A 14811-nucleotide genomic window follows, 5' to 3' on the forward strand; every position below is an offset into this window, starting at 1 on the left:
AAGGCGGCATTTCAGGGAGAAAACCGATGCGTGATGTCTTTGTTTGTGATGCCGTGAGAACCCCGATCGGCCGTTTCGGCGGTTCGCTCGCCAAAGTGCGAGCCGACGACCTCGCTGCCGCTCCGATCAAGGCGCTGCTCGCCAAGCACCCCAAGCTCGATTGGTCCGCACTGGACGAGGTCTTTTTCGGTTGCGCCAACCAGGCCGGCGAGGACAACCGCAATGTCGCGCGCATGGCGCTGTTGCTTGCGGGGATCCCGGAGTCGGTTCCTGGCCAGACCATCAACCGCCTCTGCGCCTCCGGGCTGGATGCGGTAGGCGCCGCGGGCCGCGCGATCCGCGCCGGCGAGATCGAGTTTGCCATCGCCGGCGGAGTCGAATCGATGACGCGGGCGCCGTTCGTAATGGGCAAGGCGGCGGAGGCCTTTTCGCGTTCTGCGGAGATCTTTGATACCACCATCGGCTGGCGCTTCATCAATCCCTTGATGGAGCAGCAATATGGCGTCGATTCGATGCCGGAGACCGGCGAGAACGTCGCCGAGGAATTCCAGGTCTCGCGCGCGGACCAGGACGCATTCGCGCTGCGCTCGCAGCAGCGGGCGGGCGCGGCGATCGCGTCGGATTATTTCGCGGAGGAGATCACGCCGGTCACGGCACCGGGCGGCAAGGCTGGCCCCATTACGGTCGAGAAGGACGAGCACCCGCGGCCCGAGACCACCATGGAGGGCTTGGCAAAACTGAAGCCGATCGTGCGTAATCCCGGGACGGTGACAGCGGGCAATGCCTCCGGCGTCAACGACGGCGCGGCCGCCATGATTCTCGCGTCCGAAGCGGCCGTGAAGAAGCATGGTCTTACACCGCGGGCCCGCATTCTCGGTCTTGCCTCGGCCGCGGTGCCGCCGCGCATCATGGGCATTGGCCCCGTTCCGGCAACGCGCAAGCTGATGGAACGGCTGAACCTCAAGATCAGCGACTTCGACCTGATCGAGCTCAACGAGGCCTTTGCTTCGCAGGGAATTGCGTGCCTGCGGCAACTCGGCGTGAAAGAAGACGCCGATTTCGTCAATCCGCATGGCGGCGCGATCGCGCTCGGCCATCCGCTTGGCATGAGCGGCGCGCGGCTGGCGCTCACCGCCGTGCACGGCATGGAGAAGCGCGGCGGCAAGCTCGCGCTCGCCACCATGTGCGTCGGCGTCGGCCAGGGCGTCGCAGTCGCGATCGAGAAGCTGAATTGACGTCCGCGTCGTCATTGCGAGCGGAGCGAAGCAATCCAGAAAAGTGCGGACTGGATGGCTTCGTCGCTGTCGCTCCTCGCAATGACAAAAGAAGGAGTTCGCCATGACATTCATCTATCCGGTCGAGAGCAACAAGGTGCATCCGGCGCCGCTGTCGCCCGAGTATAAAAGCTCGATCAAGCGCGCCCCCACCAAGCCGTTGATCCCCATGCGCCACACGCTGTCGGAACTGACGGGCCCGGTTTACGGGCATGAGACGGTGCGCGCCGGCGATAGCGACCTCACCGTGCAACACAAGGGCGAGCCTTTGGGCGAGCGCATCGTCGTGCACGGCCACGTGCTTGATGAGGACGGCCGCGGCGTGCCGAATACGCTGCTCGAGATCTGGCAGGCCAACGCCTGCGGCCGCTACATTCACGTCCGCGACCAGCATCCGGCGCCGCTCGATCCGAACTTCACCGGCGCGGGCCGCGCGCAGACCGATGCGTCGGGCTATTACCGCTTCGTCACCATCAAGCCCGGTGCCTACCCCTGGGGCAATCATCACAACGCCTGGCGCCCGGCGCACATCCACTTCTCGGTGTTCGGCCATTCCTTCATCTCGCGCCTGGTGACGCAGATGTATTTCCCGGGCGATCCTCTGTTTCCGTTCGATCCGATCTTCAACGCGGTCGCCGACGAGAAGGCGCGGGCACGAATGATCTCGTCGTTCGATCTGGAAAACACCCAGCCGGAATGGGCGCTGTGCTATCGCTTCAACATCGTGCTGCGCGGACGCAACGCCACGCCAATGGAGAACAATTAAGTGGCAAGTAAACCGGACGGCATCACGCCATCGCAGACCGTCGGTCCGTTCTTCAAATACGGGCTGACGCCGGGCGGCCAGTACAACTGGAACGACGCCTTCACCAACAATCTCGTCACGCCCGATGTCTCGGGCGAGCGCCTCCGCATCGAGGGCATCGTGTATGACGGCGACGGCGTGCCGGTCCCCGATTGCATGCTGGAAGTGTGGCAGGCCGATAGCCAGGGGCGTTTCGCCGATCCGCAGGACAAACGTGCCTTGCCGAACGCCACGTTCAGGGGCTTTGGCCGCTGCGGCACCGACCAGAACGGGGCCTACGCCTTCGACACCATCAGGCCGGGCTCGGTGCCCGATGCCGATGGCAAGCCGCAATCGCCGCACATCCTGCTCGCGGTCTTCGCGCGCGGCATGTTGCGGCATCTCTACACGCGGATCTATTTCGGCGACGAGGCGGCAAATGCCAGCGACCCCGTGCTGGCCCTGGTGCCGGCGGACCGCCGAGGCACGCTGATCGCCCAGCGCAAGGCTGGCGATGGCGCGGTCTATTCGCTCGACATCCGCTTGCAGGGCGAGGGCGAGACGGTGTTTTTCGATATTTGATGCTTCCCGAACCTCTCCCCGCATTTTGCGGGGAGAGGTCAAGTCGCTACTCCATCACCGCATGTTGCTCGCCGCCGCCACCCCCGCCGGCCTGGCTGCGCAGCGCGACTTTGGTCGAGCCGATCATGATCGCGAGCGGGATCGAGCAGAGGATGAAGATCATCACCAGCTGGTAGTCCTGCGAGAAGGCGATGATCTGCGCCTGCAAGGCCACCATCACGTCCGCGAGCGCGCGGCCTGAATCGGTGCCGAGATTGATCAGGCGGCTGACATCCGGCATCTGGATCGCCTGGTTGAATGGCGTGATGTGCTCGGAGAGAATCGCGTAGGTGCGCCGCGAGCCTTCGGTGAGCTGCGCGATCACGATGGAAATGCCGACCGAGCTCGCGACATTGCGCACCAATGTCAGCATCGAGGTGCCGTCCGTGCGCAACTGATTCGACAACGTCATGAACGACACCGTCGAGAGCGGCACGAAGACGAGGCCAAAGCCAAATCCCTGGATGATGCTGACCGTCACGATTTCGCTGGCACCGGTCTGGTCGGTCCATCCGGTCATCTGGAACAACGACGCTGCGGTAATGATCAGCCCGGTGATGATCAGCGAGCGTGCTTCGAAATAACGCATGAGCCGTCCGACCAGCATCATTGCGACAAAAGTGCCGCAGCCGCGGCTCGCCAGCAGGACGCCCGCGGTAATGATCGGATAGCCGATCACGTTTTGCAGGTAGGGCGAAGCCAGGGCCATCGTGGAGTACAGCACAAGGCCCATCACGGTCATGAAAATGCAGCCGGTGACGAAATTTCGGTCCTTGAAAAGCGCGAGCCGGATGAACGGATCTGACGTCGTGAAGGAATGCGCGAAGAAATAATAGAAGCCGATGCCGGAAATGATGAACTCGGCGATGATCTCGTTGGATTCCAGCCAGCCTTGCTGCTCGCCGCGATCCAGCGCAAGCTGCAATGCGCCGATCGCGACCGCAAGCGCACCGAAGCCGAACCAGTCGAAGCGCAGCTCATGGTCCTGCCTGGTCTCGTCCATGAAGACGACCAGGCCGAGCACGGTGACGAAGCCGAACGGCAGGTTGACGAAGAACACCCAGTGCCAGGAATAGGTCTCGGTCAGCCAGGCGCCCAGCGACGGGCCCATGATCGGTCCCATCATCACGCCCATGCCCCAGATCGACATCGCCTTGGCGCGTTCCTGCAGCGTGTAGTAGTCGAGCATCACCGCCTGCGAGAGCGGTACCAGCGCCGCGCCGAACACGCCCTGCAACAGGCGGAACAGGACCATCTGGTTGATGTCCTGCGCCAGCCCGCACAGCACGGACGCCACCGTGAAGCCGGCCGAGCACACGATGAAGGTGCGCTTGCGCCCGAACCGGTTGGCGATCCAGCCCACCGGCGCGGTCATGATCGCGGCCGCGACGATATAGGAGGTCAGCACCCAATTGATCTGGTCCTGCGAGGCCGACAGCGTCCCCTGCATATAGGGCAGCGCGACGTTGGCGATGGTGGTGTCCAGCGCCTGCATGATGGTCGCGGTCATGGCGCAGATCGTCACCATGTTCCGGCGCAGGCCGGGGACCGCGAGGGAAGCTGGCGCGCCCGACACGCTTACTCCTGGTCCTGGTTCGCCGAGGCCGACAGGCCGAGCAGGCCGGCGAGCGAGCGGCGATGGCCGGTGTCGATGGTGGCATAGACGCTCATGCCCGCCTTCAGCTTCCTCACATACTTGTCGTTCTCATCGAAATAGATGCGCACGGGCACGCGCTGCACCACCTTGACGAAATTGCCGGTCGCGTTCTGCGGCGGCAGGATCGCAAATTGCGCGCCGGTACCAGGCGAGAGCGAACCGACATAGCCCTTGAACAAGTGGTTCGGGAACGCATCCACCTCCAGCGTCACCGGCTGGCCGACCGTGACATAGGTGAAGTCGCTTTCCTTCGGGTTGGCATCCACCCAGGGGTGATCGACGTCGATGACGGAAAACACGGGCGTGCCGGCGGGCACGAAGCGCCCGAGCTGGATCTGGTCGACCTGGGTCGCTATGCCGTTCATCGGCGCGCGGAGCACGGTGTGGTCGAGATTGCGCTGCGCCACGGCGAGCGCCGCCTTGGCCTGGTAATAGGGCGGAAACTGCTCGATGGGTAGATCGACGTTGCCGAGTAGCTGCGTCTTCGCGTTGGAAATCTGTTGCTGGACGAAAGCATATTCGGCGCGCGCGGTGACCAGCGCCGAGGAGGCATTGTCGAGGTCGAGCTGGGAGCCGAAGCTGCTTTTTGCCAGCGTCGACTTGCGATCGACATCGCGTTGCTTCAGGTCGATGGTCTGCTGCATCAGATCGGCCATCTGCTGGTAGATGGCGATATTGGCGTGCAGATTGTTGTAGCTGGTGCGCGCCTGCTCGAGCGCGGACTTGGCCTGGTCGAGCGCGAGCTGGAACGGTTCGGGGTCGATCTCGAACAGCACGTCGCCGTCTTTGACGTGCTGGCCTTCCTTCACCACGATCTTGATGATCTTGCCGGAGATGTCGGGCGTGATCAGCACCTTCTGTGCCCCGACATAGGCATCATCAGTGCCGACATAGCGCCCGCCATTAAGATAGAAGACGAGTCCACCGATCGCAGCGATGATCGGCAGGACGACCAGAAGCAGGAAACGGCGGTAGCGGCGCAATCCCGCCATAAGCCGGCGCCGCGGCTCGGCCGCAGCCTTGGTCCCGGCGTTTTCGCCCTTGCCCTTCTGCTCGGGCGGAAATTTCAAGACGGGATCAGCCATAGCGCTGCTCCTTGCGAACCTGATCGGTCGTCGTGTTCTGTATTGCGTTACGCACGTTTTCCTTGACCTGTTCGAGTTGCGCCAAAAGGCGATGGGCGTCCGCCGGATTGATCCCTTCCAGCGCGGTGACGGTGAGTTCGGAGCGCAGGCCGCTCATCTTGCCCAGGAGCTGGCGGCCGGCTTTGCGCAAATAGAGACGATTGACGCGGCGGTCGGTGGCATCGCTGCGCCGTTCGATCCAGCCCTGCTCGCAGAGCTTGTCGATCAGCCGCGTCAGCGTGATCGGCTGCATTTCCAGGAGTTCGGCGAGCTCGGTCTGCTTCATGCCCTCGCTGCGTTCGACCTTGGCCAGCACCGCCCACTGGGCGCGGGTGATGCCGAAGCGCCTCGCCTCCTTGTCCGCATAGGTCCGGATCAGCCGGTACAATTCGCCCAGCGTGAACAGGAAATTCACATCCACGGAACCGCGGATCATAAGCTTGGTCTCCAATAAGCTCGCAATATAATAAGCTAGCTTATGATCGTTTCATGGCGCCTTAACAAGGGAACCGGCCCTCGCTATGCACATGGCAGGCATCACCCGACGTGCGGGCTTTGGGAATGGCGCCCAAAATGGTACAAATTCGCCGCAATGACCCTCGAAAAGCCGGCCTTTCCTGCTCCCGACCACGATCACGACCGCTGCGCCGCGGACGCGATCACGCATGCGGAACGGGTCTGCGCGATGCGGGCGCAGAAATTCACACCTATACGCCGCCAGGTGCTCCAGGCGCTGCTCGCCAGCCACCGTCCGCTCGGCGCCTATGAGATCATCGATGCGCTCGCCAGGTCGATGCCGCGGCCGGCGCCGATCACGGTCTATCGCGCGCTGGATTTCCTCATGGCGAACGGCCTGGTTCATCGCATCGAAAGTCGCAACGCCTTTCTGGCCTGCGCGCATGACCACGACGATGCCGCTATGGTGGCATTCCTGATTTGCGACCGCTGTGGTGCGGTGGGCGAAATTCCCGCCGCGCCCGTGGCGAAAAGTCTCAACGCCGCGGCACGGGCCTCAGGCTTTGCGCCGAAATTGTCCGTGCTGGAAATCACCGGCCTTTGCGCCCACTGCCAAAAGGCCGCATGAACCAAATCCAACCGCAATAACGTCCAACAACAAGGATGCGGGCGCGATCGGCGCTACGGAGAGAAATGTCTTCGAAACAAGTGATTTCCTCGGCCGGGCGGCCGCTCAGCCCGGGCGCCATCGCATTGATGCTGATGCTGTGTTTCACCTGGGGGTTCAACCAGATCGCGGTCAAGCTGGTCCTTCCGGACATTCCGCCGATGCTGCAGGCGTGCATCCGTTCGGCCGGCGCCTTGCCGGTGCTGCTCCTGATCGGTCGCCTGCGTGGCGCAAGGTTCTTTGAGCGCGACGGCACCCTCTGGCCGGGCCTGCTCGCTGGGCTGATGTTCGGCATCGAATTCGTGCTGATCTATCAAGGGCTGCGGTTCACCACGGCCTCGCGCGCGGTGGTGTTTCTCTATTGTGCGCCCTTCGTGGTGGCGCTTGGCTCCTTTCAACTGCTCGGAGAGCGCTTGGGCGCCGCGCAATGGGGCGGTCTTGCCCTGAGTTTCCTCGGCGTGGCGCTTGCGATCGGGGTTCCGCAGGCCGATGTCGATTCCAAGGTGCTGCTGGGCGACTTGATGATCGTCGGCGGCGGGATCTTATGGGCTGCGACCACGCTGGTCGCCAAGGCCTCGAAGCTACGGTTTGCGCCGCCGGAAAAGGCGCTAGGCTATCAGGTCGCGCTCTCGATCCCGATTTTGGGGCTGGCGGCCTGGCTTTCCGGCGAAACCATCACGCATCCGCCGAGCCTGCTTTCGACCTCGTTAATGGCGTTTCAGGCGGTCTGGGTGGTCGGAACGACCTTTACGCTCTGGTTTGCTCTGGTGAAGGCCTATTCGGCCAGCAAATTGTCCGCTTTTACCTTCATCACCCCTTTGTTTGGCGTCGTGGCTAGCTATTTCATCATGCATGACCGGCTTAGCCTGGCGTTCGGGGCCGCAGCCCTGCTTGTAATTGCTGGACTTTTTCTGGTTAACCGGCCGAGCCCGACCGTCGCGGTTCCCTCTGATCCGTTGCTGAATGCCACCAAAACCTGATATCGAAACCCCATGAACAAGCCCGAAAAACTGCCCCAAACCGATATCGCCGGCCCTGCGCCGCGGCATCAGACCACCCAAGTCATGGTCGGCAATGTGGCTGTCGGCGGCGGCGCGCCGATCGTCGTGCAGTCGATGACCAATACCGACACCGCCGATGTCAAAAGCACCGTGGAGCAGGTGGCCGCGCTGTCGCGCGCCGGCTCGGAAATGGTGCGCATCACGGTCGACCGGGAAGAGGCCGCGGCCGCCGTCCCCCACATTCGCGACGGCCTGCGCAAACGGGGTATCACGACGCCTTTGATCGGCGACTTCCACTATATCGGCCACAAGCTGCTCGCCGAATATCCGGCCTGCGCGGAAGCGCTCGACAAATATCGCATCAATCCCGGCAATGTCGGCTTCAAGAACAAGCGCGACACCCAGTTTGCCGACATCATCGAGATCGCCAACAAGAACAACAAGCCGGTGCGCATCGGCGCCAATTGGGGCTCGCTCGATCAGGAGCTGCTCTCCAAGCTGATGGACGAGAACGCGGCTTCCGAAAATCCGCGCGACGCCCGGGCGGTGACGCGCGAGGCGATGGTGCAGTCGGCGCTGCTCTCGGCCAAGCGCGCCGAAGAGCTCGGCATGCCGAAGAACCGCATCATCCTGTCGGCGAAGGTTTCCGCCGTGCAGGACTTGATCGCGGTGTATCAGGAGCTGGCGCGCCGCTCGGATTACGCGATCCATCTCGGCCTGACCGAAGCGGGCATGGGCTCGAAAGGCATCGTTGCTTCCTCCGCCGCGCTGGGCATCTTGCTGCAGCAGGGTATCGGCGACACCATCCGCATTTCGCTCACCCCCGAGCCCGGCGGCGATCGCACGCTCGAAGTCCAGGTGGCGCAGGAACTATTGCAGACGATGGGCTTCCGCACCTTCGTGCCGCTGGTGGCGGCCTGCCCAGGTTGCGGCCGCACCACCTCGACCACGTTCCAGGAATTGGCGCGCTCGATCCAGGATTTCATCCGCGACGAGATGCCGGTCTGGAAGACGAAATATCCTGGTGTCGAGACGCTCAACGTCGCGGTGATGGGATGCATCGTCAACGGGCCCGGCGAGTCCAAGCACGCCAATATCGGCATCTCCCTGCCCGGCACCGGCGAAGCGCCGGCCGCACCGGTGTTCGTCGACGGCAAGAAGTTCCGCACCCTGCGCGGTCCCACCATCGCCGCCGATTTCAAGGCGCTGGTGATCGACTATATCGATCAGCGCTATGGCAACGGCGCCAAGGTGCCCGCTGAGACGGTGACTGCGGCCGAATAAATCGGTCCTCGCCCCGGCGAAAGCCGGGGGTCATAACCACAGGATCGAGTTGTTGCGAAGGGTTGGACCCTCAGCTTTCGCGAGAACGCTCGCCTTAGTTGTGGGTCCCGGATCGCGCTCCGCTTGTCCGGGATGACAGGGGAGTGTGTTGCGCTTCCCTGGGCTCACGGTACCATGCCTCCGCAAGAATAGGCCGGAGGAAGCATCATGAGCTCGCTGTCCAGCAAGCAAGGTCCGCGCTATCGGCATCTCGACGGCGACGTCGAGCCCTACGAGACCATCGCCGTCGAAAAGCTCACGCCCATCATTGGCGCAGAAATTTCCGGGGTCGATATCGCAAAGCTCGTCTCCGACGACGTCCGCTCGAACCGCCAGATGGACGAGATCCATCGCGCGCTCGCCGAAAACCTCGTCATCTTCTTCCGCGATCAGCGCATTACGCCGGCCCAGCATCTCGCCTTCGGCCGCAAGTTCGGCGAGCTGCACATTCATCCCGCGGCGCCTCATGAGGGCGACGATCCTGCGCTGATGAAGATTTATGCGGACAAGGACTCGCCACGTGCCAATGGCGAGGGCTGGCATTCCGATGTGTCCTGCGATCTCGAGCCGCCGATGGGCTCGATCCTCTACATTAGGCAGTGCCCGCCGCGCGGCGGCGATACGCTGTTCGCCAACATGTACGCGGCCTATGAAGCGCTGTCGGATCGCATGAAGGCCTATCTCGACGGGCTGACCGCGCTGCATGACGGCGAGCCGATCTATCGCGGGCTTTACGCGAATTATGGCGTCGCCGACAAGCCGGCCTATCCGCATGCTGAACACCCCGTCGTGCGTACGCATCCCGTGACGGGCAAGAAGGCGCTCTATGTCAACCGCGGCTTCACCCGCCATATCATCGGCGTCCCGCGCGACGAGAGCGATGCCATTCTCGCCTATCTCTATCAGCACGCGGAAAACCCGCTGTTCCAGTGCCGCTTCCGCTGGACGGAAAACGCTATTGCGTTCTGGGACAACCGCTGCACCCAGCACCGCGCGATGTGGGACTACTGGCCGCACACGCGCTCAGGCACCCGCGTGACGATCAAGGGTGAGCGGCCAGTGTGACGAAGAGGTGTAGGGCGGGTTAGCGACTTGTCCGCCGTTCAAAGAGCGAAGGCGGAAGCGTAACCCACCATTCCGCGAAGCTTCGGTGGGTTACGCCTTCGGCTAGCCCACCCTCCTTCTTCGCGTTGACGCGCACCGACCTGTGCGCCAAGCTCGCCTCAAAGCAAATGAAATCGTGGGAGGTCCGCCATGCTGCGCGCAGAGGACAACAAATTCCTGACCGAGAGCGGTCCGGGAACGGGCATGGGCGAATTGTTGCGGCGCTTCTGGCTGCCGGTGCTGCTCTCGAAAGAATTGCCGGAAGCCGACGGCGAGCCGAAGAAGATCGTGATACTTGGCGAGGAGCTGCTTGCCTTCCGCGACTCCCGCGGCGTGGTCGGCGTCATTGATCAATATTGCCCGCATCGCGGCGCCAATCTCTGGCTCGGGCGCAACGAGGAATGCGGCATCCGCTGTGTCTATCACGGCTGGAAGTTCAGCACCGACGGCGCCTGCGTCGACATGCCGACCTCCTATCCCGACCTCAACGCCAAGGACAAGATCCGCATCAAGGCCTATCCGGTGCGCGAATGGGGCGACATGATCTGGGCCTATATGGGTCCTGCGGATTCAATGCCCGAACTGCCGGCGCTGGAAATGGCGCTGGTCGCGCCCTCGCACCGCTACGTCTCCAAGAAATGGCAGGACTGCAACTGGGTGCAGGCGTTGGAAGGCTCGATCGACACCGCGCATTTCACCTTCGCGCACCTTGCTTTTGACAAGGAAGAAAACGAGATCCTCGACATCAAGAAGCATTTCGTGAATCCGCTTGCGCGCATGTCGACGGATCACATGCGTTGGATCGCGGAGGACCCGCGCCCCGTGATCAAAATCAATCCGCACGACGCGGGGCTGACGATCGCGGGCGGCCGGCTCGCCGACAGCGACAACATCTATTGGCGGATCGCGCAGTTCCTGATGCCGGTCCACACTTATGCGCCGAGTTCGATGCCGGGCGAGAACATCTTCGGCCAGACCTTTGTGCCGGTGACCGATACCAATTGCTGGATCTACACCTATGCGTGGAATCCGGAGCGGCCGCTCACCGATGCCGAGTGCGAGGCCTATGACCGCGGCAACGGCGTGATCGCCGAGGTCGATGAGAACTATGTCCCGCTGCGCAACAAGTCGAACAATTACCTCATCGATCGCAAGCTGCAGAAGACGAGGAGCTACACTGGCATCAAGGGCGTCTCCGAGCAGGATGCCGCGGTCCAGGACAGCCAGGGCCCGATCGCCGATCGCACCCGCGAGCATCTGGGGCCGACCGATCTCGGCATCATGCATTTCCGAAAATTGATCATGGATGCAGCCCGCGCATTGCAGCAGGGCGAAGCGCCACCGCACTTGCAGCATCAGGACCGCTACACGGTCCGCTCAGGCGCCTGTGTTACGCATAAGGCGAAGGATTTGCCGGCCGTGATGGTGGAGCGCTTCGGCGATGCTGCGGGATTCGTCGGCGCCCCGCGGACCGCGGCGGCAGAATAGCCCCGCTGTCGTCCCGGGCCAAGCAGAGCGCGAGCCGGGACGACGAAGGCCTCACAACGGCCCGCGATATTCCCGGTTGGCAAGGCTGGCCTCTTCCAGATCCAGATCGCGCTCGATGCGCCGTCTTGTCTCGTCCGTAATCCTACCCTCGCGCAGAAGGCAATGGATGAACTCACGTTCTACGGAGATCAGTTCGCGGGTCAGCCCCGTTCCCATCGCGGAGACGTCGTGCTTGTCGGGATCGAGCGATTCCGGCAACTGATTGACGCGGATTTCATGCCGCGCGCGCAACAGCCTGACCACCTCGTCGGACAATTCGCGATCCTGGACGAAGCCGTCAAGGGACTTGAGCGCCGCATCGAGTGCTTCGCGCCGTGCCGCGATTTCCGCTTCGTGCTCCGCGATATGTTCTGAGCGGCCCGCTTCCGCCACCCCGAGCCAGCGCACCACTGTGGGCAGCCCGAGCCCCATTCCGACCAGTGTGATCAGGATGACGCCGAAAACGACGAACAGAATCAGGTCCCGATAGGGGAAATCCTTCCCGTTCTCCAGCACAAGAGGCAGAGCCAGTGCAGCCGCGAGCGAGACTGCGCCGCGCACGCCGGCAAACGACAGGATAAACACCCATTGCCAGGGCGGTGATGGATCGCGCCTGCGCAAGGATTTGCTCAGCCATCGCGGCAGGTAGGTCGCGGGATAGACCCAGACAAAACGTGCGATCACCACAATGGCGGTGACTACCGCCATCGCAAACAGGATGTCGTCCAGCGGGAACGCCTTCGATCGCTCGAAGATCGAGCGCATCTGAAATCCGGTGAGCAGGAACAAGAGACCCTCGATCAGATAGATCACAAGGTCCCAGAAGAAGATGCCCTGCAGCCGGGTGGCCGACGAAATCAACAGCGGGCCGTTCCAGCTCGTATAGAGCCCGCAGGCCACAGTGGCGATCACGCCGGAGCCGCCGACATGTTCTGGTATCCAAAAGGCGACATAGGGCGTGATCAGGGAGAGCGTGATCTCGATCTGCGGATCGCGCGCAAGCCGGCGGGCGCGCAAGCTCAGCCAGCCGACGCCGATGCCGAAGGCGATCTCGCAGGCGACGATGACCGCGAACTCGCCGGTCGCCTTTGACAGCGAAAACGCCCCGCTCGCAATGGCGACAACCGCAAACCGATACAGGATGAGCGCCGTGGCGTCATTGGCGAGCCCTTCGCCCTCGAGCACCACAAGGATACGCCTGGGGATGTTGAGCTTGCGCGCGACCGCGAGCGGCGCCACTGCATCGGTCGGCGCGACGATGGCGCCGAGCAGGAACCCGACATCCCAAGGCATGCCGATCAGGTAGTGTACGGCGGTCGCGACCGCGGCCGCGGTAAAGATCACGCAGCCGACCGCGAGCAGGATGATGGGGCGCAGATTGTATTTGAATTCGCGCCAGCTCATGGCGACGCTGGCTGAATAGATCAGCGGCGGCAACACCAGGAGGAGCACGAGTTCCGGCGGCAGCTCGATCGCCGGCATGCCGGGCACGAAGGCCAGCGCGATCCCGGCGAGCAGAAGCAGAATCGCCGGCGCGACATCGATGCGCCGCGCCAGAACCGAGGCGCCCGCGAGCACCGCGAGCAGGATCAGGAAAATCTGGAATGTCGCTTCCATCTGTCCCGTATGATGGGTCGAGCGTAGCGATGTCCATCATTTTTGTGGGCGGTGCGCGATGGGTTTCACGGAGCCTGTCATCGGTTGCGCGTTCGCGCGATCCGCTTGTTCAATCCGTCCTACGAAATCACTCCCGCAGATCGTAGCGGTAGGATTTCGAGACGATTTGCCAGCCGTCCGCGAGCTTCATGGCCACCAGATAATCGGTGAAGTAGCGCGGCGGCAATTGGCAACGCACCTTGACGAAGGCGGTGGACTCGTCGGAGCGATCGATGGTGACGATGAAGTCGTCACGCGGCTTGCCCTCGGCCTTGGCGGAGGGGCGCTTGCGCACCCAGGCCAGCCAGTCGGGCACTGTCAAGACCTTCAGCTCGCCCTTTTCGACCCAGCGCAGGTCGGCGCTGGGGTGGAATATCGCGCCCAGCTTGTCGGCATCGCCCTCATAAAGCGCGTCGAAATAGCCCTGGACGACGGCTTCGACGCTGGAACGGTCATAGCTCTGGCCATAGCTCACTTGTCTCTCCCTTCGGCAATTCGCTGGCTGCAAATCTTGAACGGAAATTTGTCAGAGGCAAAGCCCGAACCGTGGGCCATGGCCATCGGCTTGAACAAGAGGGGCCGGACGTGTCATGACCAATTGACCTGGATCTCTGCGGATGTTTCTGCTGGCCGCCGCTGCACTGCTGGTATGCCAGCCGGCTTCGCCGACAAGCGCGTGGCGCTGGCGCTCGGCAATTCGGTTTATCAAGACATGCCCCCCGCTTACATCGTCCTGGCGAAAGCCGCGACCTCACAACTTTATCACCGTCACCCCCGAGGAGGCCGCGATAGCGGCCGTCTCGAAGGGCGACGNNCCGGCTCTCGCAGCGGGGCCGTTCATCCTTCGAGGCTCGCCATCGCGAGCACCTCAGGACGACGGTTCAACTTAGGCCCGGCTCTGCGCTTCGCTCGGCCGGACGATGATGTGAGCTCACCCGGCAATCGCACTTGCCGCGATATTGACTGTCAGTGCGAGCAGGGCGGTGTTGTAGATGAACGAGACGATGCCGTGCGCGGTCGCGGTGCGACGGATGGTCTTGTCGGTGATCCCGACATCTGAGACCTGCGCGGTCATCCCGATGACGAAGGAGAAATAGACGAAATCCCAATAGTCGGCGTGATCCTGTTGGTCGCCGCTCGGAAATTGCAGCCCGCCCGGCTTGTGGCCGCGGTAATAGGCATGGGCATAATGCAGCGCGAACGTCGTGTGCACCGCCGCCCAGGACAGCGCAATCGTGACAGTGGCGAGCCCCAGCTCAAGAACGTTGCGGTGGGAGGCGCCGAGCTCGGATACGATTGCCGCGATGCTGGCGAAGGCGCCGAGGGCGGCCACCATCAGGATCACGAAGCGCCCGTCGTCCTGCAGCACCGCGTCGCGGCGGATATGGCGGTGCTCGCTGCGCAGCATCATGCTGTAGACCAGGAGCAGATAGAAGGCGACGAAGACGTCCCAGGCGACGAGCAGGCGGGTGATCAGCCGCAACGAAGCCGGCAACAAGAAGAAGGCAGCGATGCCGATCGCGATCGCGATGAAGGTGCGCGGGCGCGCGTAAACCACGCGCACCGGGAGCCACAACCTTCGGAAGCGGACAAGAATGGGATCGTCAGCTTCCATCG

The 14811-nt window shown here is 62.9% G+C and carries 14 protein-coding genes; 8 read left to right on the forward strand and 6 right to left on the reverse strand.

Annotated features, from left to right (window positions below; all coding sequences use genetic code 11):
- Positions 1-26: 26 nt before the first annotated feature.
- The 3 genes from pcaF (at position 27) to pcaG (ending at position 2640) form a co-directional block, all read left to right on the forward strand.
- Positions 27-1235, forward strand: coding sequence for a 3-oxoadipyl-CoA thiolase (gene pcaF, locus F758_RS0119630; RefSeq protein ID WP_024509468.1), 1209 nt, complete (start codon positions 27-29; stop codon positions 1233-1235).
- 103 nt (positions 1236-1338) lie between these two features.
- The gene (gene pcaH / locus F758_RS0119635; protein ID WP_024509469.1) at positions 1339-2040 is read left to right on the forward strand and encodes a protocatechuate 3,4-dioxygenase subunit beta; all 702 of its coding nucleotides are present in this window, start codon (positions 1339-1341) and stop codon (positions 2038-2040) included.
- The gene (gene pcaG, locus F758_RS0119640) at positions 2041-2640 is read left to right on the forward strand and encodes a protocatechuate 3,4-dioxygenase subunit alpha (protein ID WP_024509470.1); all 600 of its coding nucleotides are present in this window, start codon (positions 2041-2043) and stop codon (positions 2638-2640) included.
- A gap of 46 nt (positions 2641-2686) precedes the next feature.
- Here pcaG and F758_RS0119645 read toward each other — a convergent pair whose 3' ends face one another.
- From F758_RS0119645 to F758_RS0119655, 3 genes are read right to left on the reverse strand one after another with little or no spacing between them, the layout of a single operon-like run.
- Entirely contained in the window at positions 2687-4255 is a 1569-nt protein-coding gene (locus F758_RS0119645) for an MDR family MFS transporter (protein ID WP_024509471.1), read from the reverse strand.
- A 2-nt stretch (positions 4256-4257) separates the two neighbouring features.
- Positions 4258-5421 (reverse strand): HlyD family secretion protein, encoded by a 1164-nt coding sequence (locus F758_RS0119650; protein WP_024509472.1) that lies wholly within the window; start codon positions 5419-5421, stop codon positions 4258-4260.
- Positions 5414-5896 (reverse strand): MarR family winged helix-turn-helix transcriptional regulator, encoded by a 483-nt coding sequence (locus F758_RS0119655; RefSeq protein WP_024509473.1) that lies wholly within the window; start codon positions 5894-5896, stop codon positions 5414-5416. Before F758_RS0119655 ends, F758_RS0119650 begins: the two co-directional genes overlap by 8 nt.
- Positions 5897-6052: 156 nt before the next feature.
- Between F758_RS0119655 and F758_RS0119660 the strand changes: the two genes are divergently transcribed.
- From F758_RS0119660 to F758_RS0119680, 5 genes are all read left to right on the forward strand, one after another.
- Entirely contained in the window at positions 6053-6544 is a 492-nt protein-coding gene (locus F758_RS0119660) for a Fur family transcriptional regulator (RefSeq protein ID WP_024509474.1), read from the forward strand.
- 65 nt (positions 6545-6609) lie between these two features.
- Positions 6610-7563, forward strand: a complete 954-nt coding sequence (locus F758_RS0119665; RefSeq protein ID WP_024509475.1) for a DMT family transporter — start codon at positions 6610-6612, stop codon at positions 7561-7563.
- A gap of 12 nt (positions 7564-7575) precedes the next feature.
- Positions 7576-8868, forward strand: coding sequence for a flavodoxin-dependent (E)-4-hydroxy-3-methylbut-2-enyl-diphosphate synthase (gene ispG / locus F758_RS0119670; RefSeq protein WP_024509476.1), 1293 nt, complete (start codon positions 7576-7578; stop codon positions 8866-8868).
- Between the two features lie 207 nt (positions 8869-9075).
- On the forward strand, positions 9076-9972 hold the full coding sequence (locus F758_RS0119675; protein WP_024509477.1) for a TauD/TfdA dioxygenase family protein: 897 nt from the start codon (positions 9076-9078) through the stop codon (positions 9970-9972).
- A 189-nt stretch (positions 9973-10161) separates the two neighbouring features.
- Positions 10162-11499: a Rieske 2Fe-2S domain-containing protein gene (locus tag F758_RS0119680; protein WP_024509478.1), complete on the forward strand. Its 1338-nt coding sequence runs from the start codon at positions 10162-10164 to the stop codon at positions 11497-11499.
- A gap of 51 nt (positions 11500-11550) precedes the next feature.
- Here the strand turns inward: F758_RS0119680 and F758_RS0119685 are convergent, their stop codons facing one another.
- The 3 genes from F758_RS0119685 to F758_RS0119700 form a co-directional block, all read right to left on the reverse strand.
- Positions 11551-13155 (reverse strand): Na+/H+ antiporter, encoded by a 1605-nt coding sequence (locus F758_RS0119685; protein WP_024509479.1) that lies wholly within the window; start codon positions 13153-13155, stop codon positions 11551-11553.
- A gap of 127 nt (positions 13156-13282) precedes the next feature.
- Entirely contained in the window at positions 13283-13669 is a 387-nt protein-coding gene (locus F758_RS0119690; RefSeq protein ID WP_024509480.1) for a nuclear transport factor 2 family protein, read from the reverse strand.
- A gap of 456 nt (positions 13670-14125) precedes the next feature.
- The gene (locus tag F758_RS0119700; protein WP_035722517.1) at positions 14126-14809 is read right to left on the reverse strand and encodes a DUF1345 domain-containing protein; all 684 of its coding nucleotides are present in this window, start codon (positions 14807-14809) and stop codon (positions 14126-14128) included.
- Positions 14810-14811 lie beyond the last annotated feature (2 nt).

This window comes from Bradyrhizobium sp. ARR65, assembly GCF_000472385.1.
In the GTDB taxonomy this organism is placed as follows: domain Bacteria; phylum Pseudomonadota; class Alphaproteobacteria; order Rhizobiales; family Xanthobacteraceae; genus Bradyrhizobium.